The organism is Streptomyces luteoverticillatus (genome assembly GCF_003970715.1).
GTDB lineage: Bacteria > Actinomycetota > Actinomycetes > Streptomycetales > Streptomycetaceae > Streptomyces > Streptomyces abikoensis.
In genome coordinates this window covers 6488165-6507337 of the sequence record NZ_CP034587.1, presented here as the reverse complement: position 1 = coordinate 6507337, position 19173 = coordinate 6488165, and the positions used below count along the sequence as shown (strand labels likewise).

The 19173-nt window shown below is 73.3% G+C and carries 18 protein-coding genes; 11 read left to right on the top strand and 7 right to left on the bottom strand.

Going from position 1 to position 19173, the window contains the following annotated elements; genetic code table 11:
* Positions 1-12: 12 nt before the first annotated feature.
* The 3 genes from EKH77_RS28920 to EKH77_RS28910 all read right to left on the bottom strand — a co-directional run bounded on the left by EKH77_RS28920 (position 13) and on the right by EKH77_RS28910 (position 1893).
* Positions 13-1008, bottom strand: a complete 996-nt coding sequence (locus EKH77_RS28920; protein ID WP_126917198.1) for an ABC transporter substrate-binding protein — start codon at positions 1006-1008, stop codon at positions 13-15.
* A 205-nt stretch (positions 1009-1213) separates the two neighbouring features.
* Entirely contained in the window at positions 1214-1417 is a 204-nt protein-coding gene (locus EKH77_RS28915) for a hypothetical protein (RefSeq protein ID WP_126917197.1), read from the bottom strand.
* A 110-nt stretch (positions 1418-1527) separates the two neighbouring features.
* Positions 1528-1893 (bottom strand): hypothetical protein, encoded by a 366-nt coding sequence (locus tag EKH77_RS28910; protein WP_126917196.1) that lies wholly within the window; start codon positions 1891-1893, stop codon positions 1528-1530.
* Between the two features lie 244 nt (positions 1894-2137).
* Between EKH77_RS28910 and EKH77_RS28905 the strand changes: the two genes are divergently transcribed.
* The 5 genes from EKH77_RS28905 to EKH77_RS28885 all read left to right on the top strand — a co-directional run bounded on the left by EKH77_RS28905 (position 2138) and on the right by EKH77_RS28885 (position 6691).
* Entirely contained in the window at positions 2138-3364 is a 1227-nt protein-coding gene (locus EKH77_RS28905; RefSeq protein ID WP_206279947.1) for a serine hydrolase domain-containing protein, read from the top strand.
* A gap of 135 nt (positions 3365-3499) precedes the next feature.
* Complete coding sequence (locus tag EKH77_RS28900; RefSeq protein WP_126918362.1) at positions 3500-4858, top strand: glutamine synthetase family protein; 1359 nt, start codon at positions 3500-3502, stop codon at positions 4856-4858.
* 1 nt (position 4859) lies between these two features.
* Positions 4860-6005, top strand: coding sequence for an amidohydrolase family protein (locus EKH77_RS28895; protein ID WP_240667586.1), 1146 nt, complete (start codon positions 4860-4862; stop codon positions 6003-6005).
* Positions 6006-6145: 140 nt separating this feature from the next.
* The gene (locus EKH77_RS28890; RefSeq protein ID WP_126917195.1) at positions 6146-6436 is read left to right on the top strand and encodes a hypothetical protein; all 291 of its coding nucleotides are present in this window, start codon (positions 6146-6148) and stop codon (positions 6434-6436) included.
* Positions 6437-6448: 12 nt separating this feature from the next.
* Positions 6449-6691, top strand: a complete 243-nt coding sequence (locus EKH77_RS28885; protein WP_126917194.1) for a hypothetical protein — start codon at positions 6449-6451, stop codon at positions 6689-6691.
* On the opposite strand, the gene EKH77_RS28880 is transcribed toward EKH77_RS28885, so the two are convergent.
* A complete protein-coding gene (locus tag EKH77_RS28880) occupies positions 6679-7860 on the bottom strand; it encodes an aminotransferase class V-fold PLP-dependent enzyme (protein WP_126917193.1) in 1182 nt (393 codons plus the stop codon). The genes EKH77_RS28885 and EKH77_RS28880 overlap by 13 nt on opposite strands.
* A 167-nt stretch (positions 7861-8027) precedes the next feature.
* Here EKH77_RS28880 and EKH77_RS28875 point away from each other — a divergent pair, with 167 nt between their 5' ends.
* From EKH77_RS28875 to EKH77_RS28860, 4 genes are all read left to right on the top strand, one after another.
* A complete protein-coding gene (locus EKH77_RS28875; protein WP_126917192.1) occupies positions 8028-9611 on the top strand; it encodes an alpha/beta hydrolase in 1584 nt (527 codons plus the stop codon).
* 69 nt (positions 9612-9680) lie between these two features.
* Positions 9681-10925: a glycosyltransferase gene (locus EKH77_RS28870; protein ID WP_206279946.1), complete on the top strand. Its 1245-nt coding sequence runs from the start codon at positions 9681-9683 to the stop codon at positions 10923-10925.
* 50 nt (positions 10926-10975) lie between these two features.
* Positions 10976-12280, top strand: a complete 1305-nt coding sequence (locus EKH77_RS28865; protein ID WP_126917191.1) for a wax ester/triacylglycerol synthase domain-containing protein — start codon at positions 10976-10978, stop codon at positions 12278-12280.
* 124 nt (positions 12281-12404) lie between these two features.
* Positions 12405-13343 carry an alpha/beta fold hydrolase gene (locus EKH77_RS28860; protein ID WP_240667585.1) on the top strand — a complete coding sequence of 313 codons (939 nt, stop codon included), beginning with the start codon at positions 12405-12407 and terminating at the stop codon, positions 13341-13343.
* A 27-nt stretch (positions 13344-13370) separates the two neighbouring features.
* On the opposite strand, the gene EKH77_RS28855 is transcribed toward EKH77_RS28860, so the two are convergent.
* Together EKH77_RS28855 and EKH77_RS28850 are read right to left on the bottom strand one after the other, a co-directional pair.
* Positions 13371-14315, bottom strand: a complete 945-nt coding sequence (locus tag EKH77_RS28855) for a D-alanyl-D-alanine carboxypeptidase family protein (protein WP_126917189.1) — start codon at positions 14313-14315, stop codon at positions 13371-13373.
* Between the two features lie 136 nt (positions 14316-14451).
* Positions 14452-16068 carry a phospholipase D-like domain-containing protein gene (locus EKH77_RS28850; protein WP_126917188.1) on the bottom strand — a complete coding sequence of 539 codons (1617 nt, stop codon included), beginning with the start codon at positions 16066-16068 and terminating at the stop codon, positions 14452-14454.
* 228 nt (positions 16069-16296) lie between these two features.
* Here EKH77_RS28850 and EKH77_RS28845 point away from each other — a divergent pair, with 228 nt between their 5' ends.
* Together EKH77_RS28845 and EKH77_RS28840 are read left to right on the top strand one after the other, a co-directional pair.
* Entirely contained in the window at positions 16297-17343 is a 1047-nt protein-coding gene (locus tag EKH77_RS28845) for a tetratricopeptide repeat protein (RefSeq protein ID WP_126917187.1), read from the top strand.
* Position 17344: 1 nt separating this feature from the next.
* Entirely contained in the window at positions 17345-18400 is a 1056-nt protein-coding gene (locus EKH77_RS28840; protein ID WP_240667584.1) for a polyprenyl synthetase family protein, read from the top strand.
* 30 nt (positions 18401-18430) lie between these two features.
* Here EKH77_RS28840 and EKH77_RS28835 read toward each other — a convergent pair whose 3' ends face one another.
* Positions 18431-19012: an RDD family protein gene (locus EKH77_RS28835; protein ID WP_126917186.1), complete on the bottom strand. Its 582-nt coding sequence runs from the start codon at positions 19010-19012 to the stop codon at positions 18431-18433.
* Positions 19013-19173: the final 161 nt, after the last annotated feature.

Here is a 19173-nt window from a genome sequence, read left to right as displayed (position 1 = left end):
CGTCCGGGGTGGCTACTTCTTGAGCGCCTTGGTGATGTCGTCGATGACGGCGTCGCTGGCGAGCGGGCCGCCACGGGTGGACCAGACCGAACCGTTCACGGTCACGGCGTGGTTCTTCTTCACCGCGTTCAGGTCCTTGTACGCGGGCTTCTCCTGGACGTCCTTGAGGGCCTTCTCGCCGTCCGAGGTCAGCGTGGAGAGGAACAGCCAGTCGCCGTCGATCTCGCTGATCTTCTCGAGGCTGAGCGCCGGGGTGTGGGCGTTACCGTCCTTGTCCTGCGTCTTGGGGCGCTTGAGGCCCATGTCCAGGGCGACGCCGCTGGCGAACTGCTTCTTCTCCATCCAGCTGGGACCGTCCGGGTTCCAGCGGACGATGGAGACCTCGGCGCCCTTGTTCTCGCCGAGCTCCTCGCCGGCCTTCTTGGCCTTGGCCTCGTAGTCGGCGATGACCTTGTTGGCCTTGTCCAGGCTGTTGACGGCGTTGGCGACACCCCGGAAGGACAGCTTCCAGTCGTCGGTCGGCGCCATGGTGACCAGGGTGGCCGGGGTGATCTCGCGGAGCTGCTTGAGGACGTTCTCGTCCTGCATGTCACCGGCGAGGATCAGGTCGGGCTTGGCTGCGAGGACCTTGTCCATCACCGGCTGGAGCAGGTTGCCGACGACGTTGATGCCCTTGACCTTGTCCTCCAGGTAGGCCGGGGGCTTGCTCAGGCCCTGCCCGTTGGTGATGCCCACCGGCTTGACGCCGAGTGCCAGCACCGCGTCCAGGTCCTCCTGGGTGAGGGTGACGACGCGCTTGGGGTGGGCGGGCACCTTGACGGCGGTGCCGGTCGCGTCCTTGATGGTGCGCGTCTCGCCGCCGGACGCCGCCTCGCTCTTCGTCTTGTCCGAGCCCGAGTCCGAGTCAGAGCCGCAGCCGGTCAGCAGCAGCGCGGCCGCACCCACAGCGGCGAGAGCCTGCGCCGCGCGGCGCGGGGCGGACTGGAGGAGACGGTTGGGCGAGGTCATCAGATGCTCCGGGCGTTGGAATACGAGAAGAGGGCGCCGTCCGGGATCACTCCCGCCGGACAACCTGGATATTAGGTTAGCCTTACCTTAAAGTCACCTCGCGGGGTGGGCCCCTTCCCTCCCGCCCTCACCGTCCGCGCCGCACCCGCACAGCGAAGCGGCCCGCCGGGAGCGGCGGGCCGCGAAATCCGTCCGGTGCCGGAGGCTATCCCTGACGGAGGAACAGCAGCCGGGCGAGCACCCCCGCCCGGCGCGATTCCGACGGGACCCCGTCCTCCGCGCCCTGGGGCGCGTCCGGTCGTTCCTCGACGACGACGGGGGCGGGCTCCGGATCGGGAGCGGGACGGTCGGCGCGATAGGCCTCGGCGCGCACATAGGCGCCGAGAGCGCGCGCGGCATCGATGCGCATGGCGTCACTCCTGTGTCTGAACTGCCGGCTTGCCGGGACGAGCCCGGGTGTCAGCGACGCCACCGCCCGGCGCGCGCGTCAGCGGCGAGGCGGGCGGGGCGTGGCTGTGCTCAGCAGCGCAGGACGGAATGCTGCGCGTGGCCCGCGGCTACGGTGTCGCCGGGCGACGTGACCCGTCCGCCGGGGAGCCCCCCGGTCCCCCCGGCGGACGACGCGAAGGCCGGCGGGCAGGTGATCCTGCCCGCCGGCCGCCCGACCCTCCCCGGACGTGGCACACGCTGCTCGGGCGCGCAGGCGACGCACTCGTCGGACGAGTCGTCGGACAGCGAGGCGGAGGCGAGGGTCTCCTCACGGACGGAGACGCGCTCCATCCCGGCGGACGCCGACCCGGTCAGCACCAGCAGCAGGGAGGCCAGCACGGCGACCGCGGCCCGCAACGCGGACGGCGGTACCGCTGTGCGACCCCACATCGACATACACCAAGCGTAGATTCCGGGCCACCCCGGGTGCATTCCGTCGATCGGGTGAGATTACGCGGCTGAGTGGGGAATTCCCGGATATCTCCGGACCGATAAGACGACCGAATGCCCGGACGCGGCCTGGCCGAAATCCCTCCCCTCCCCGATCGCCTCTCAACTGCCGCTCAACTCCCAGGACATCACAGGAGTCCTGGGAAGTGTCCGCAGAGATGTCCGCGTTCCCGTACGAGAGGCCAGGAAGATGACCGCACGGTCCTTACGCAGAGCACTGACCGGGTTCGTGGTGGCCGCGACGGCCGCCGGCGCCTTCACCGCCACGGCCCCCGCCGCGTCCGCCGCGCCCGCCGGGGGGCGCGACCACCGCGCGACCCAGGAGGTGATGGACGCCGAGGTCGCGGCGGGTGTGCCCGGCGTCCTCGGGCAGGCCCGGGAGAGAGTTCAGGACAGGACTGTCACCTGGAACGGGTCCTCCGGCGTCGCCGACCTGAACACCGGCCGGCCCCGGCTCCCCGAGGACCGGTTCCGGGTCGGCAGCATCAGCAAGGTCTTCGCCTCGGTCGTCCTCCTCCAGCTGGAGGCCGAGGGCAGGCTGAGCCTCGACGACACCGTGGAGAGCCGGCTGCCGGGCGTCCTGCGCGGCAACGGCGGTCACGACGGCCGCCACGTCACCATCCGCCAGCTGCTCAACCACAGCAGCGGGATCTACAACTACACCGAGGACGAGGACGTCAAGAAGTTCCTCTCCACGGAGTTCATGGAGCGCCGCTTCGAGACGCGCACGCCGCGCCAACTCGTGGACGTGGCCCTGCGGCACGAGCCCTACTTCGAGCCGGGCACCGACTTCCACTACTCCAACACCAACTACATCCTCGCCGGGATGATCGTCGAGAAGGTCACCGGGCGCCCCTACGCCACCGAGATCACCCAGCGCGTCATCCGCCGCGCCGGGCTGCGCGCCACCACCTTCCCCGGCACCTCGCCCGCGATGCCCAACCCGCACGGACGCGCCTACAGCAAGCTCCTGAAGACGGAACCGGACGCGAAGACGTACGACGTCACCGAGCTCAACCCGTCCTGGGGCGGCGCGGCCGGCGCGATCATCTCCACCACCGGCGACCTCAACCGCTTCTACAACGTCCTGCTGAGCGGAAGGCTCCTGCCCGAGAAGCAACAGCGGGAGCTGCTCACCACGATTCCCATGGGCAAGGGCTCGCCGGCCGGTTACGGCCTCGGCATCATGTCGGCCACCCTGTCGTGCGGGGTGACCGTCTTCAGCCACAGCGGCGGCATCCACGGCTCGACCTCCCTCGTCGTCTCCGACGAGAAGGGCGGCCACACCGCCGCGTTCAACTACAACGGCGACTGGCACGCCGATCTGGTCTCCCTGGTCCAGGCCGAGTACTGCGGCCCCGCCAAGCCCACCGGTGCCGCGCGCGACACCCTGAACAAGCTCACCGCCCTGCGCTGACCCGGATCTCCGGCGCGAGCCGGGGGCGGTGAGGTGTAATACGAGCGGACCGTGCCCGGTTCCCCGGACACGGTCCGCCTTCTCGACATTCCCGACGCGTCGTCCCGGCGCGTCCTCTCGACGGAAGGAGCGGCCGTGGAACGACCGGACCGGGAGCGGGAGGAGTCGGCGGCCCGTCAAGCGGCCGCGCAGCTCACCGCGCAGGGCGTCCACGGCGTCGCCCTCGCCTGGGTGGACAACGCGGGCGTCTCCCGCGTCAAGACCGTCCCCACGAGCCGGCTCGCGCACGCCGCCCGCTGGGGCGTGGGCATGTCGCCCTGCTTCGACGTCTACCTCGTCGACGACTCCAGTGTGACCAGCCCCCACATCGGCGGCCCGGACGGGGACCTGCGGCTCTTCCCCGACCTGGACCGGCTGACCGTGCTGGCCGCCCGGCCCGGCTGGGCCTGGGCGCCCGCCGACCGCTACGAGCAGCACGGCGGCCCGTACGCCGCCTGCCAGCGGCGGTTCGCGCGCCGGGCGACCGAGGCGGCGGCCGCCCGGGGGCTGCGGCTGCGCACGGGGTTCGAGACCGAGTGGGTCGTGGCGCGGGCGGGCGCGGAGGGCCCCGAGCCGGCCTACGCCTGTTCCGGCCCGGCCTATGGGATGGCGCGGGTGACCGAGCTGTCCGGTTATCTCGGCGACATCCTCGAAGCCCTCGCCGCCCAGCGCGTCGACGTCCTCCAGCTCCACCCCGAGTACTCGCCGGGGCAGTTCGAGGTGTCGGTCGCCGCGACGGACCCGGTGGGCGCGGCCGATCTCGCCATGCTCGTCCGGGAGACGATCCGGGCCGTGTCCCTGAACCACGGCCTCGACGCGTTCTTCGGGCCCGTCGTCGTGCCCGGCGGCGTGGGCAACGGCGCCCACCTCCACCTCAGCCTCTGGGAGGACGACCGTCCCCTCTGCTCGGGCGGGGACGGCCCGTACGGCATGACGCGGGAGTGCGAGGCGTTCCTCGCCGGGATCCTCGCGGAACTCCCGGCGCTGCTGGCCCTGGGCGCGCCGACGCCCGCGAGCTATCTGCGGCTCGCGCCCTCGCGGTGGGCGGGCGCGTTCCAGTGCTGGGGCCTGGAGAACCGGGAGGCCGCGCTGCGCTTCATCACCGGTGCCCCGGACGCCCCCGGGGCGGCCAACGCCGAGGTCAAGTGCTTCGACCCGGCCGCCAACCCCTATCTCGTCGTCGGCGCGGTCCTCACCGCCGGGCTGGCCGGGCTGGACGCCGGGCTCGCCCTGCCGCCGCCGGTGAGCGGCGACCCGGCGGCCACGGGCGTCGCGCCGCGCCTGCCCGCCTCGCTGGACGAGGCGGTGGAGCACTTCGAGCGCTCGGGGCTGCTGCGCGACGCGCTCGGCGACGCCCTGTTCGAGGCCGTCGTGGCCGTCCGCAAGGGAGAGGTACGGCTGTTCGACGGCGTTCCGCCGGAGGAGATCGCGGCGGCCACCCGGGGACGGTACTGAGGTGGCCGCCCCGCCGCTGCCCCCGCTGGTCGACCAGCACTGCCACGGCGTGGCGCGCGGCGACCTCACGGACGCCGCCTTCGAGGCGTGGCTCACCGAGTCGGACGCGGCCGCAGCGCCCGGCACCAGTTTCTTCGACACCCAGCTCGGCTTCGCCGTGCGCCGCTGGTGCCCTCCCCTGCTGGACCTGGAGCCGCACGCCCCGCCCCGCCGCTATCTCGACCGCCGCCGCGAGCTGGGCGCGGCCGAGGCCAACCGGCGGCTGCTGGGCGCGACCGGCATCGGCGCCTATGTGGTGGACACCGGGCTGCCGGGCGACCTGACGACGCCCCAGGAGCTGGCGGCGGCCGGCGGGGGCGTCCCGTGCCATGAGATCGTCCGCCTGGAGTCGCTGACGGAGGGGCTCGCCGACCGCGCCGACGGCACGGCCGCCTTCCTGGACGCCCTGGACCGGGCGGTGGCGGACGCGGCCCGCACGGCCGTGGGCTTCAAGTCGCTGGCCGCCTACCGGCACGGGCTGGACCTCCCGCCCGAGCGGCCCCGGCCGGCCGAGGTGCGCGTGGCCGCCGACCGGTGGCTGGTCACCCGTGCCCCCGGCGAGCGGCTGACCGACCCCGTGCTGCTGCGCCACCTGCTGTGGTCGGCCGCCGGCACCGGGCTGCCGCTGCAGATCCACACCGGCTTCGGCGACCCCGACCTGCGGCTGCGCCGCAGCGACCCGCTGCTGCTCACCGATTTCGTCCGGGCGGTGCGCCCCACCGGTTGCACGGTGGTCCTGCTGCACTGCTATCCGTACCACCGCGGCGCCGCCTATCTCGCGGCCGTCTTCCCGCACGTCTACGCCGACGTGGGGCTGACCCTCGCGCACACCGGGGCGCGGGCCGGGGCCGTGCTGGCGGAGATGCTGGAGCTGACGCCGTTCGGCAAGCTGCTGTTCTCGACGGACGCCTATGGGCTCGCGGAGCTCTATGTCGTGGGCGCGGAGCTCTTCCGGCGGGCGCTCGTCGGGCTGGTGACGGAGTGGGTGCGGGAGGGCGCCTGGCCGGCCGGGGACGCGGAGCGGGTCGCGGCCCTGATCGCCGCGGACAACGCCCGGCGCGTGTACGGCCTGAAAACCGCCGACGGGCACCCGGACACGACCAGGTGACCCGGCTACGCGCGGGGATCGCCGGGCGTGGTCCTCCTGCGGTAGGCGGTCGTCAGTTCGCGGCCGCATCGGGTTCCCGCCATACGGAGAGGACAATTTCGCTACTCTGGGCCGTCGAGCCGCCGACGCGGGGAGGACCCATGACCACCGGACCGTGGAGCATCGAGCGCATTCGCGACGCTCTCGGCAGCCCCGACCTCTCCCAACGCTTCATCGGCGAGATCGGCCGGGCCCCGGCGCACGAGATGCTGACCGTCTTCGCGAAGTGGCAGGGCATCGCCGAGCGCACGCTCGCCGCCGTCGAGCGTGGCCGACAGGCGGCTGCCGCCGAGGCGGCGGGCGGCGAGGTCCCCGGTGAGTGGATCGACATCACCCAGAAGGTCCAGGAGGACGCCGCCCTCGTTCGCTCCCACAGGACCCCCTGCGGCTGAGAACCTGGGGTGGTGTACGCGCTCAAGTACGACGCCACGATAGCCGCCGTCTGGGACTCCCTCCCGCCGTCGGTGAGCGCACGGCTCAGCGACGTCCTCGCCTCGGCCTGCACGGACCCGTTCACGGTGACCGTCCCGTACGGCGAGGACGACGGGATCATGCGGATGCTGGTGCTGGACGAGGTCCTCGTCGTCATCTACCTGGGGCACCAGACGAAGACCCTCCACATCTATCAGATCGACTACCTGGGCTGAGCCGCCCGCGCCGCCCCGGCCAGTACGTCGGCGGCCCGGTCGAGTTCCTCCTCGGTGTTGTAGTAGTGCGGGGAGAGCCGCACCAGCGGGTGGACGTCCCGGCCCTCGGTCCGCGCCTGGTCGGGCGAGGTCAGGCTCGCGTTGATCCCGTGCCGGGCCAGGGCGTCCTTGACCTCGGCCGAGGGCACCCCGGCCACCCGGGCGGTGACGATGGCGCACCGCTCGCGGCCCAGGTCGTACGTGGTGACGCCCGGCAGCGCGTCGAGCCGCTCCCGCAGCGCCGCGCCCAGGGCGAGGGTCCGTTCGCCGGTCACGGCCGGGCCGAGCTCCAGGGCCTGGCGGACGGCGCTGCCCAGGCCGAGGACGGCGGCGTAGTTCATCTCGAACGTGGTGAACCGCCGGCTCCCCGTCTGCCAGAGGAAGCCGTCCTTGTCGTCCCAGACGCCCGCCGAGACCTCGCTGACGTGGGGTTCGAGACGCTCCAGCGCCTCGGTGCGCACCCATAGGAACCCGGTCCCGCGCGGTCCGCGCAGGAACTTCCGGCCGGTGGCGGCGAGCATGTCGCAGCCGATCTCGTCGACGTCGACGGGAAACTGACCGACCGACTGGGTGGCGTCCAGGAGAAACGGCACTCCGGCCCGGCGGGTGATCCGGCCGATGGCGGCGACCGGGTTCACCAGGCCGCCGCCGGTGGGGACGTGGGTGACGCCGACCAGCCGGACCCGCTCGTCGATGAGCTCCTCGAGGGCGGTGGTGTCCAGCCGCCCGTGCTCGTCGTCCGGGACCACGACGACCTCGGCGCCGGTGCGCCGGGCGAGATGGAGATAGGCCAGCATGTTGCTGCCGTACTCGGCGTGCCCGGTCAGGATCCGGTCGCCGGGACGGAAGGGGATCGCGTAGCAGGCGGCCTGCCAGGCGTGGGTCGCGTTGTCGAACAGCGCCACCTCCCCGGCCCGCCCGCCGATGAGCTCGGCGATGGCGGCGGGGACCGCCTCGATGGCGTCGATCCGCTCGGTCGCGGCCTCGTAGCCGCCGATGCGGGCCTCGAGTTCGAGGTGGGCGGTCACGGTCTCCAGGGTGCGGCGGGAGAGCAGTCCGGCGCCCGCGTTGTTCAGGTGGGCCCGGTGGGCGCAGCCGGGGGTGCCGGCGCGCAGTGCGGCGATGTCCATGACGTGCGGTCCTCCTGAGGGAGAAGGGTCGTCCGACCGGTCGACTTCAGCACGGAACCGGGGGTGGCACCAGTACCACCCCGGGAACGGATACCAGCGGGATCGATCATGTACCTGCCGAACGCGAACATTGTCGATGTCACCGCACATCGCGCAGGAGGATTTCGATGTCCGCATCCGGTAAGCCCCGTCGTCGTACCGCGTCCGCCGTCTCGGGCGCCATAGCGGCCGCCCTGGCCGTCGCCGCCCTTCCGGCGGTCACCGCCCAGGCCGCCGAGGCCCACCCGCGTTCGGCCGCGACGGCGGTCGCGCCGTCCGTGCCCTCCCGGTACGCGGACCAGAAGCTCGACTGGCGGCCGTGCGAGGGTGACCCGTCGCTGGAGTGCGCGACGATGACCGTCCCGCGCGACTGGCACCACCCGGACGCCGGCCCGGACATCACGATCGCCGTCTCGCGGCACAAGGCGGGCGACCCGGCGAAGCGGCGCGGGGTGCTGATGATGGCGGCGGGCGGGCCCGGCGGCAAGGGGCTGTTGCGGCCCGGCGGCTTCGCGAAGGCGTCGCCCTCGGTGGCCGCCGTGTACGACGTGGTCAGCTTCGACCAGCGCGGTGTGGGGCGCAGCACCCACGCCGTGTGCCAGACGGCGGACGAGTTCCCGTCCTTCATGGCCGGTGACTCCCGGGACCGCTCCCCCGCCGCGATCCAGGCGGTGCTGGACCGCTCGCGGAAGTTCGTGAACGACTGCCAGGAGCGCAGCGGCGGGCTGCTGCCGTATCTGACCACCGAGCAGACGGCCCGTGACATGGACCTGTTCCGCGCGCTGCTGGGAGCGCCGAAGATCTCGTACTACGGCGCGTCGTACGCCACGACGGTCGGCGCCTACTACGCCACGCTCTTCCCCCGGCGCGTCGAGCGCGCCGTGCTGGACAGCAACATCGACTTCGGCAGCACGATGGAGCGGTGGATGACGGGCCAGCCGAAGAGCTTCCAGCGCCGCTTCGACGAGGACTTCCTGCCGTGGCTGGCCAAGTACGACAGCGTGTACCACTACGGGCGCACGGCCGCCGAGGCGAAGGCGAACTGGGAGCGCCGGCGCGCGGCCCTGCACGACCACCCGCTGACCGTCGGCTCGGCCGTCCTCGACCCCAATATGTTCGACGCCGGGACGAGCTCGGCGATCTACAAGACCTCGTACTTCCCCGCGCTGGCGGGGGCGCTCGCGGCGCTCGACCACTGGGACGACGCGACGCCGCAGGAGAAGGGCCTCGTCGGGCAGCTCTTCGGCCAGCACCCCGATCCGGGCTTCTTCGCCGAGTACTTCTCGGTCACCTGCAACGACACCCCGTGGAACCGTGACCTCGACCAGTGGATCGCGCGGAGCGCCAAGGACACCGTGAACCTGCCGCTGCTCGGCGCCCGCGAGCTCACCTACGCCTCCGTGTGCGCGTTCTGGCCGAGGTCGGGCGCGCCCGAGGTGAAGGTGACCGGCGCCGGCCTGCCGGCCACGCTCATGGTCAACTCGACGCACGACCCGGCCACCTACTACGAGGGCGCGCTGCGGGCCCACCGCGCGCTGCGCGGCTCGCGTCTGGTCACCGTCACCGGCGACGGCGACCACGGCCAGTACCAGAACGGCAACGCCTGCGTGGACGCCACCGTCGACGCCTATCTCCTCGACGGGAAGCTGCCCGCCCGGGACACCACCTGCGCCGCCAAGCCGCTGCCCGTGCCGGCCGGCGCGGCCGGATAGCCGCCGTGCCGTATCCGGTCCGGGGGCGTCCTCGTTGAGTCGGCAGGGCGGCGGCAGGAAGGCCGGGAGATGCGCATCCAGATCATCACAGCGGGCACGATGGGCTCGGTCGCCCCCTACACCGGTCTCGGCCACCGGCTGTTCGCCGAGGGCCATGACGTGGAGATCGTCACCCACGCCAAGTTCGCGGATGTGGTGGCCTGCTGCGGGCTGCGGATGCGCGCGCTGGCGGCGGACCCGTTCGAGGACCTGCTGGAGGCCCACGCCAGGATGCGGCGCGGCCCGCGGTCGCCGCTGGCCGGTGTGCGGTTCGTCCGGGCCACCGAGCGGGCGGCGGTCTCCCTCGTGGACGGGATCCTCACCGGCATCGACCTCAAGGCCGACCTGGTGCTGCTGTCGGCCATCACGGCGCCGCTGGGCCGGGTGGTGGCGGACTACCACGCGCTGCCGAGCATGGGCGTCTTCCTCCAGCCCGACACCCCCACCTCCGCGTTCTCCCCGTGCACGACGGCCTGGCGGCCGCCGGGGCACGTCAACCGGCTGCGCGGCCATGTGGCGAACGCCCTGCTGGACGCGGTCTACGCCGCCGCGAACCGGGAGCTGCACGCCCGGCTCGGCCTGGCCCACCGCGGCACCCACCGGTTGCGCGTGGCGCGGGAGCGCGCCGGCTGGCCCATCTGGCACGGCTTCAGCCCCTCGGTGGTGCCCCGCCCGGCCGACTGGCGGCCCGGGCTGGGCGTGGCGGGCTACTGGTGGCCGCACGAGTGCGCGGACTGGCAGCCTCCGGCGCTGGTCACGGACTTCCTCGCGGCCGGCCCGCCGCCGGTGTTCGTGGGTTTCGGCAGCATGATGCCCGGCGACCCGGGGCGGCTGGCCGGGCTGACGGCCGAGGCGCTGCGCCGGGCGGGGATGCGGGGGGTGGTGCAGTCCGGCTGGGCCGGGCTGTCCGTGCTGAACGACGACGTCATCACCGTCGGCCCGATCCCGCACGGCTGGCTGATGCCGCGCACGGCGGCTGTGGTGCACCACGCGGGCGCCGGGACGACGGCGGCCGGGCTGCGGGCCGGGGTCCCGGCGGTGCCGGTGCCGGTCCTCACCGACCAGCCGTGGTGGGCCGAGCGGCTGACGCGGCTGGGCGTGAGCCCGGGGGCGCTGCCGTTCGCCCGGCTGACCGCCGACCGGCTGGCCGCCGCCCTGCGCCGGGCCACGGGCGAGCCCCGGTTCGCCCGGCGCGCCACCGAACTGGCGGCCCGGCTGGGGCTGGAGGACGGGGCGGGGGCCGTGGCCCGCGCGGTCGCGGAGCGCGGCCGGTGACGGGCCCGCCTCCCGGCGCCCCCGGAAGCCCCCACGCGACGAGGAGACCCGTGACCCCGCACCCCCACCCCGCCCGCCTCGCCGCCGAGGCCCCGGCCCCGGGCGCCGAGCGCCCGGCCGCCCGTCCCATGCCGCCGCTGGACGCCTGGATGTACCGGGACCAGAACAGCGGGACGATCTGCCTCACCTGGTGCCTGGTCGCCTGGTTCCAGGGCTCGCCGCCGTCCCTCCCGGAGCTGCGCGGGCGGGTCCTGCGCCGGTGGGGGCACCACGAGCGGCTGTCCCTGACGCCCGGTACGCCCGGCGCCGCGCCGGACGCGTGGCCGGAGTGGACGCCGGGGCCGGACTTCGACGCCGGGCACCACGTCGTCGCGTCCACGGCGCCCGACGGGCTGGAGGCCCGGGCCGCCCAGTTGCTCGCCCAGCCCCTCGGCCCGGCCCGGCCGCCGTGGCAGCTCCATCTGCTGCCCACCGACGAGGGCTTCGCCCTGCTGCTGCGCACCCACCACGCCCTGCTGGACGGGGTGTCGGCCATCACGCTGCTGCGCGCCCTGCTCGACGCGCCGGCGCCGGCCGTGCCCGGCCCGCGCGCCCGGCCCGCGCCCGGCCGGGCGGACCCGCCCCGCCTCGGGCCGGTCCGCGCGCTGGCCGATCTGCTGCCCCGGGCCCGGCCGCTGCCGTTCCACGGGCCGGTGGACCCCCGGCGGGCGGTGGGCTGGAGCCGGGTGCCGCTCGCCGAGGTGAGCACGGCCCGGGACGCCCTGCCCTCGGGACGCGCGTCGGCCAACGCGGTCTTCCTCGCCGCGACGGCCGGGGCGCTGCGCGCGGCGGGCGCCACCGGGCGGCTGCCGTGGCTGCCGGGGGTCTGCGCCATGGTCCCCGTCGACGTGCGGGACGGCGACGGTCCGGTGGTCCTCGGCAACCACTACGCCACGGTCCGCGTGCCGCTGCCGGCGCACGACGACCCGCGGCGGCGGCTGGCGGCCGTCGACGGTTTCACCCGGCGGGCGGAGTTCAAGCGCCGGGCGCGGGCCCAGGCACGCCTGGTGGCGTCGCGGCCCCGGAAGCACGGGCCGCTGGGCGACGCCCTCGGCCGGTACGCGAACTCGCCCCTGTACTCCTCGCTGCTGTGCAGCAGTGTGGCGACCCACGCGGCCGGTGTGGGCATCGGCCCGGCCCGGCTCGTCGGCGTCGGCGGGCTGCCGCCGCTGGGGCCGGAGCGCGCGCTGGCGGTGACCATGTTCCTCCACGACGCGCACGCGGTGGTGGCCGTGGTCACCGACCACGGCCACCAGGCGCTGGCCGCGCGGCTTCCGTCGCTCATCCGCGAGGAGATCCACGCGATGCGTCCCTGAGTGGCGGATCGTGACCCGTACGGCCGACCCCCCGTTATCACGCCCTGTACGGCATATGGGCAGTAACGTCCCCCCATTGGCCGTCGTTCCTCTGGTGAAGGCCCCCCACGAACGGAGACCGGCCGTGCCGACGCGTACCGCCCTCTTGGAAGAGGTCATCCCGCTCACTCTCGACGGTTACGCGTACAGCGGCCGGGTCGTCCACCAGCCGGACGCCAGAATCGCGCCCATCGTCTTCGTGGGCGGTGCGTTCCAGTACCAGAACGCCTGGGGGCGGCTGGAGCAGGGATGCCTGGAGGCGGCCAGCGTCATCACGGTGGACCTCCCCGGCTGGGGCGGCGCGGACCGGCTGCCCGCCCGCTTCGGCTTCGACTTCCTGGCCGAGGCGCTGGACCAGTTGCTGTCCAAGGTCGCGCCCTGCCCGGTGAACGTCTTCGGCGCCTCCTACGGGAGCGCGGTCGCCTACCAGTGGGCCAGGCAGCACCCCGAGCGGGCCGGGCGGATCGCCCTGTTCGGCACGATGTCGCATCTGACGCCCGCCGCGCGCGCCCGGGTGCGCAGAACGCTCGAACTGGCGGACCAGGAGCGGCACGAGGAGTTCGTGCAGTGCGTCCTGGAGGGCATGATGTGCACCTCGCCGCGGGTCACCGTCTCCCGCCGGGCGACCGTCTCCCGCTGTCTGGCCCGGGCCCTACGGGACATGTCCGCGGACGATCTGACGAAGTACCGCGACAATTCCCTGCGGCTGCTGGCGAACTCGGCGCTGCCCTCGGGCCCGCCGGTGCGGGTGCCGGTCCTGGTGGCGACGGGCGAGCACGATCCGCTGAGCACCCCGGCGCTGAGCCGGGCGGCGGCCGCGCGCTGCGCGGACGCCCGGTTCACCACGTTCAAGGAGGCCGACCACCTGCTGCACCTGGAGTGCCCGGCGGCGGTGGTCGACCTGCTGACCCGCTTCTTCTCCGGCGACTCCCTGGACGGGCTGGACTACTGCTACCCGGTCGAGTACCTGCGGCGTCCGGCGCGGGGTTCGGTGCCCGCGCCGCGCCCGCCCAAGGAGCACTGAGAACCCTTCGGCGGGAACCGGCCGGAATCAGTCCTCGTGGGCGCCCTTGGGCAGCTTGCGGAGCGTCATCCTGGTCTTCGCCCCGAAGGCGTAGTCCAGCATTTTCGCGGCGTCCGGATAACGGGCCGCGGCGTCGTTGAGAATGACGCCGACGACCGTGCGGCCCTTTTCCGTGGCGGCGAATACGAGGCAGGGCCCGGCCGCCTGGGTCGTCCCGGTCTTCACTCCGACGACGCCCCGGTAGGAACCAAGGAGTTTGTTGGTGTTGTACCAGGTGTAGAGGCGATTGACGTTCGTCGCCTTCTGCTGGGTGTTCAGCGACCGGACCACCGAGCCGAACGCCGCGTTCCGCAGCGCGTGCCGGGCGAGCAGGGCGAGGTCGTGCGGGGTGCCGTAGTTCGCGCCGGTGCCGGAGATGCCGTCGAACGAGTCGTAGTGGGTGTCGCGCATCCCGAGTTCGCGGGCCTTGGCGTTCATGGCGGCGACGAAGGAGCGGGTGCGCTCCTCCTCCGTGTCCCCGCTGCCGAAGGTGTCGGCGAGGGCGTAGGCGGCGTCGCAGCCGGAGGGCAGCATCAGGGCGTAGAGCAGCTGGCGTACGGTCAGTTCGTCGCCGGTGCGCAGGTCGGCGGTGCTGGCGCCGGTCCGGGCCACGTAGTCGCGGTATGCCTGCTTGACGGGGACCTCGCGGCCCAGTTCCCCGGCGTGTTCGTCGAGGACGACCACGGCCGTCATGATCTTGGTGGTGCTGGCCATCTGCCGCCGGGTGTCGCCCTCCTTGCTCCACAGCGGGCGGCCCGTGCCGCCGTCGAGCAGGTAGGCGCCCTTGGCGCCGATTCCCGCCGGCCCGCCCGCCGCTTCGGCGGTGGCCGCCGGCAGGGCGAGCGCGACGGCCGCGACCGACGCGGTCAGCGCCGCTCCCCAGCGGCGCCGCCGTGCGTCGTATCCCCCATGTCGTCCCCCATATCGCTGCATAGAGTCTCCAGATTTCCTCGAACGATCGGATCGGGGCGTGCGCATGCTCGCACCCGGTGCCGCGCGGGAGGAAATTCCTTTCACTCTTCAGTGAATATGGTCGGATGATTACCCGAGGGTCGAACGGAATACCCGGTCAGATCGAGCAGAGGCCCTTCGCGTGGTCGACCGTCGCGGTCGCCTGCGAGTACGTCCACTCCGGGTCCAGCAGCTTGTTCTCCAGCTGCTTCGCCGCCTCCGGGTTCTCGACGATGTAGCCGAAATCCTGGAGCCAGGAGGGGTAGAGGTTCTTCGAGCCGATGTAGAAGGCGGAGCTGTCCACGGACACCAGCTTGTGGTGGAGGGCGTAGGGGTGGCCCTCGGCCCACTTGGCGCTGTCCGAGCTGCGGAAGGTGGCCAGCTGGAGGTTGGCGCACATGGCGGCCCGGGCCTTGCCCTGATCACCCGTCACCAGGGCGAGGCGGCCGCGGAGGGTGTCGCTGATCTCGGCCAGGGACTTGATCTGCGAGTAGCCGCCGCTGCCGACCGCGCCCCGGTTGGCCGGGTCGCTGACCACGATGCGGACCTTCACGCCGGCCGCGAGCTTGGCGGCGAGCTGGTCGTAGAGCCGGATGTCGTAGCGGGCGATGGGCGGGCAGGTGGCGTTGAGGTCCTGCTGGGAGATGACCACGCTGCGCTCGGCACTGGCCACCAGGGCGCGCAGGGCGCTCTCCTCGGGGTTGACCGTGTCGTAGTCGCGGTCGGCGTTGGTCTTGTCCGGCAGGCCGACGACGCACTTGGTGTCCGGGGCGGTCGGCAGCTGGGGCCGGAACGCCGAGGACGGGTCGGAGCCCTTGATGCCGACGCCCAGACCGCCGACCGCGATGACGGGGACGTTCCCGGTGCGCGCGGCGGGGGCCGGGTTGGCGTCCTTCTCCATCGTGGGCATGCAGTCGCCGCCCGAGGAGGTGAACCAGACGTTGGCGACGTTGCTCTTGTTCCGGCAGGTCCACGTCCACAGCGTGTCCAGGTAGCGGCCCGCCGAGGTGGCGGCGGGGCCGGTGAGGGCCATGTCCACGTCGGTCACCGGGTGTTCGGTGCCGACGTAGTCGCCCTGCCAGCTGTTGATGCCGCCGGCGACGGCCGAGGCGCCGTCCACGACGAGCAGCTTGGAATGGTTCCACGAGAAGCTGGTCTTGGACGTGGTCATCGAGGCGACGTTCAGCGTGACGCTGTCGGCCGCCTTGCCGAGCCGGGCCTTGAGGTCGTCCCGGTACTTCGACGGCAGGACGTTGATGTGATAGACCGGCGCGGCGCCGACCAGCACCCGGACCTTCAGCTTGTTCCCGGAGGCGACGGCCGCCTTGAGGCCGGCGGCTATCGCGTCCTGGAACGCGCCGTCGGGGAAGGGCGCGAGGGTGGAGATGTCCACCGTGCGTTTGGCCTGGGAGATGTTCTCCGTGATCTTCGCCAGCAGCCGCTTGGTGCCCGGGCGGTCGGCACACTTGTCGTCCCCCCAGCAGCCGGGGGTCTGCAGCAGCCAGCCCGCCGGGTCATCGGCGGAGGCGTCGAGCCTGTTGCCCTCGGTGCGCTCCCAGACGTCGCCCTCGAGACCGGGCGAGACCTCGCGCAGCGCCTTCTCCACGGCGTCGAGGTGCGGGGTGGCGGAGGAGGCCGCGAGGGCGGGGGCCGCCGGCAGGGCGGCGAGGGCGACGGCCGAGACCGCCGCGCAGGAGGCGAGACGGTGTAAACGGCGGAGCCGGTGGCGAAGCATTGGTGCGTCCTTCAACAAGTAATGATTCCGTGAACGGAAGGCCAACAGATGGCCAACGGAAGATCAACGCGCAGAAACTATCAGCTCTCCGGACGCGTACATCTCACGTATGACGCGCACTTCGGCCACCAGTCCTCAGAGGTACACGGGACCGCCTCCCGGATGGATTCGCCCCCTGCGCCCCTGGCCATAGCTTCGTGATCACTGGTGTCACGAAGAGAGGCAGACATGTACGGCAAGGCATTCGCGCCCGAGTACCGGGGCGCGCTCGGCGAGCTGTCGGTCAACTCCTCCCTGGAGGAGGTGCTGGCCAGGGCGGTGGAGCAGCGGCGGCGGGCGGAACTGGCCGGATCCGCGCTGGAGTCGGCGCACGCGGGGCTGGCCGTCGCGGAGTCCGCCCGGCGGCTGGGCCGGGTCACCGAGGCCAAGGAGGCGTGGAAGGCGAGCTACCGGGCGGCGCGGCGGGCCGGCGACGAGGGCGCCATGGCGTGGGCGGTGTGGAGCGGCGGCACCCTGGCCCGGCAGCGCGGCGCGCTCCCTCTCGCCCGGCGCCTGCTGACCCTGGCCGCCGGGCTCGCCGAGCGCGGCGGGGACGTCGTGGCCCGGGGCTACTCGCTCGCCGGACTGGCCGAGACCGGCCGGATACAGGGCGACTACCGGGCCGTCGCCGAACTGCACGAGAAGCTCCTGGCGGAGGCCCGGAAGCGGGGCGAGGCCCGGCACACGGTGTGGGCGCTGGAGGGCATCGCGCAGATGCACCGCAACACCGGCGACCACGACAGGGCCCTGGAGATGTTCGAGGAGGCGGCCCGGATAGCCGAGGGCGCCGACGACGCGCGGGGGCACGCCTGGGCGTTGCGCGGAATGGCCGACGTGCTGTCCCTGCGGGGCGGGACGGACCGGGCGCTGGCGCTGCTGTCCCGGGCGGAGACCACCTGCCGGGAGATGAAGCTGGCCGGCGCGCTGGCCTACAACCACAAGATGCGCGGCAACGTGCTCTTCCGGGCGGGCCGGTACGAGGAGGCGCGGGACGTCTACGCCGGTGCCCTGGAGGAGTTCCGGGCCATGTCCGAGCCGCGGGGCGCGGCGCTGGCGGCGCTCGGCCTGGTCAAGGCGCGGGCCCGGCTCGGGCGCGATCTGGCGGAGACGGCGGCCGAGCTGGAGGAGCTGCGGGGCAGGCTGGGCGGGCTGGGGCTGCTGCACGCCCGGGACATGGTCGACAAGGCGTGCGCGGAGCTCGGGGTCGTCCCCGGCCCGGCCGGATCGGAGGGCTGACGTGACGTCCGTCCGCACCCCGCTGCCCCCGGTGTCACCGGCCGGGGTGCTGGGCCGCTGCCGGGAGCTCGTCGAACCGGCCCTGCGGGAGGCGGTGGGCACCCTCCACCCGTGGCCGCGCCGGATGGCCTCCTTCGCGCTCGGCTGGTGCGAGGCCGACGGCACCCCGGTCACGGGCGGCGGTGGCAAGGGCGTCCGTCAGGCGCTCGCGGTGCTGGGTGCCGAGGCGGTGGGCGCGGCCGGGGACGAGGGCGTCGTGGCGGCGGTGGCGGTCGAGCTGGTGCACACGTTCTCGCTGACGCACGACGACGTCATGGACGGCGACGAACGGCGGCGTCACCGGGAGAGCGCGTGGCGGGCGTACGGCACCGGGCCCGCGGTGCTGGCCGGGGACGCGCTGTTCGCGCTCGCCGTCGAGACGCTCGCCCGGCACGGGGGCGGGCACACCGGGGCGGCGGTGGCGCGGCTGGCCGGGTCGCTGCGCGAGCTGGTGCGGGGTCAGGCCGACGACCTGCTGTTCGAGGAGCGGCCCTGGACGGGGGCGGCGGCGGTGCGCCCGGCGGAGTACGAGGCGATGGCGGCGGGCAAGACCGGTTCCCTGCTGGCCTGCGCCCTGACGCTGGGTCCGGTGCTGGCGGACGCCCCGCCACCGGTGGTGGAGGCGCTCGGGGAGGCGGGCCGGCAGCTGGGGGCGGCCTTCCAGGCCGTGGACGATCTGCTGGGCATCTGGGGTGATCCGGGCACGACGGGCAAGCCGGTCCACGGCGATCTGGTCCGGGGGAAGAAGACCTTTCCGGTGCTGGCCGCGCTGGCGGCGGACGGCCCGGCCGCCCGCGAGCTCGCCGCGCTCCTCTCCCCCGGCATCCCGCTGGACGCCGTCTCCGCCCGGCGCGCGGCCGGGCTGGTCGAGGCGGCCGGGGGCCGGAACGCCGCGCTCGCGGAGGCCCGGAGCCGGGTGGCGGCGGCCCGGGAATGCCTGTACGGGGTGCCGCTGGCACCCCGTACGGTGGACGAACTCGTCGCGCTCACCGGGTTCCTGGTGGACCGGCGGCTGTGACGGGGCGCGGGCCGCGCCCGCGGCCCGCGCTCAGGCGTTGCGCAGGACGACGACGCTGCTGGCGGCCTTGTCGTGGAGGCACTGGCGGTAGGGGCTGTCCCACAGGCACCAGAGGATGTTCAGCAGGCCCAGGATCGGCACGACGCCCATGAGGAAGTAGCTGAACATGCGCCACAGAGCGCCGCCGAAAGAGAGGTTCTGGCCGTCGGAGAGGCGTGCGACGCGGATGCCGCAGATGCGCTTGCCGAAGGTGGAACCCGACTTCGAGAGCATCAGCGGCTCGTAGAGCACGAACACCCCGATCATCCCGACGATCGAGACGAGGGCCGAGAGGGGGGCCGCCGCGTCGGCGGCCTCCGTGATCGCGGCGCTGATCAGCGACACGACGATCATGGGAATGAGCATGAAGATGCCGTCGAGGATGCGCGCGCCCAGGCGCGCGCCCTGGCCGGCGAGGGCCTGCGGCGGCGGGCCGCCCGCGCCCATCGGGGGCATCGGCGGCGGGTAGTAAGGGGATTGCGGCTGGCCGTAGCCGTAGGGGGGCTGCTGGCCGTACGGGGCCTGCTGGCCGTACGGGTTCTGCCCGGCCGGAGGCTGCTGGTAATGACTCACACAACTGATCCAATAGGAGACGCCGCCGATCATACAAATCGGTTTCGGGGGGCTGCGGAGATCGATGACAAACGGTTATCCGGAGAACGGGCGCGGATCATCGAATCCCCGGACATTGCCACAGCTTTCGATTGCGACCGCCACTGGCCGTGGCACGGCTG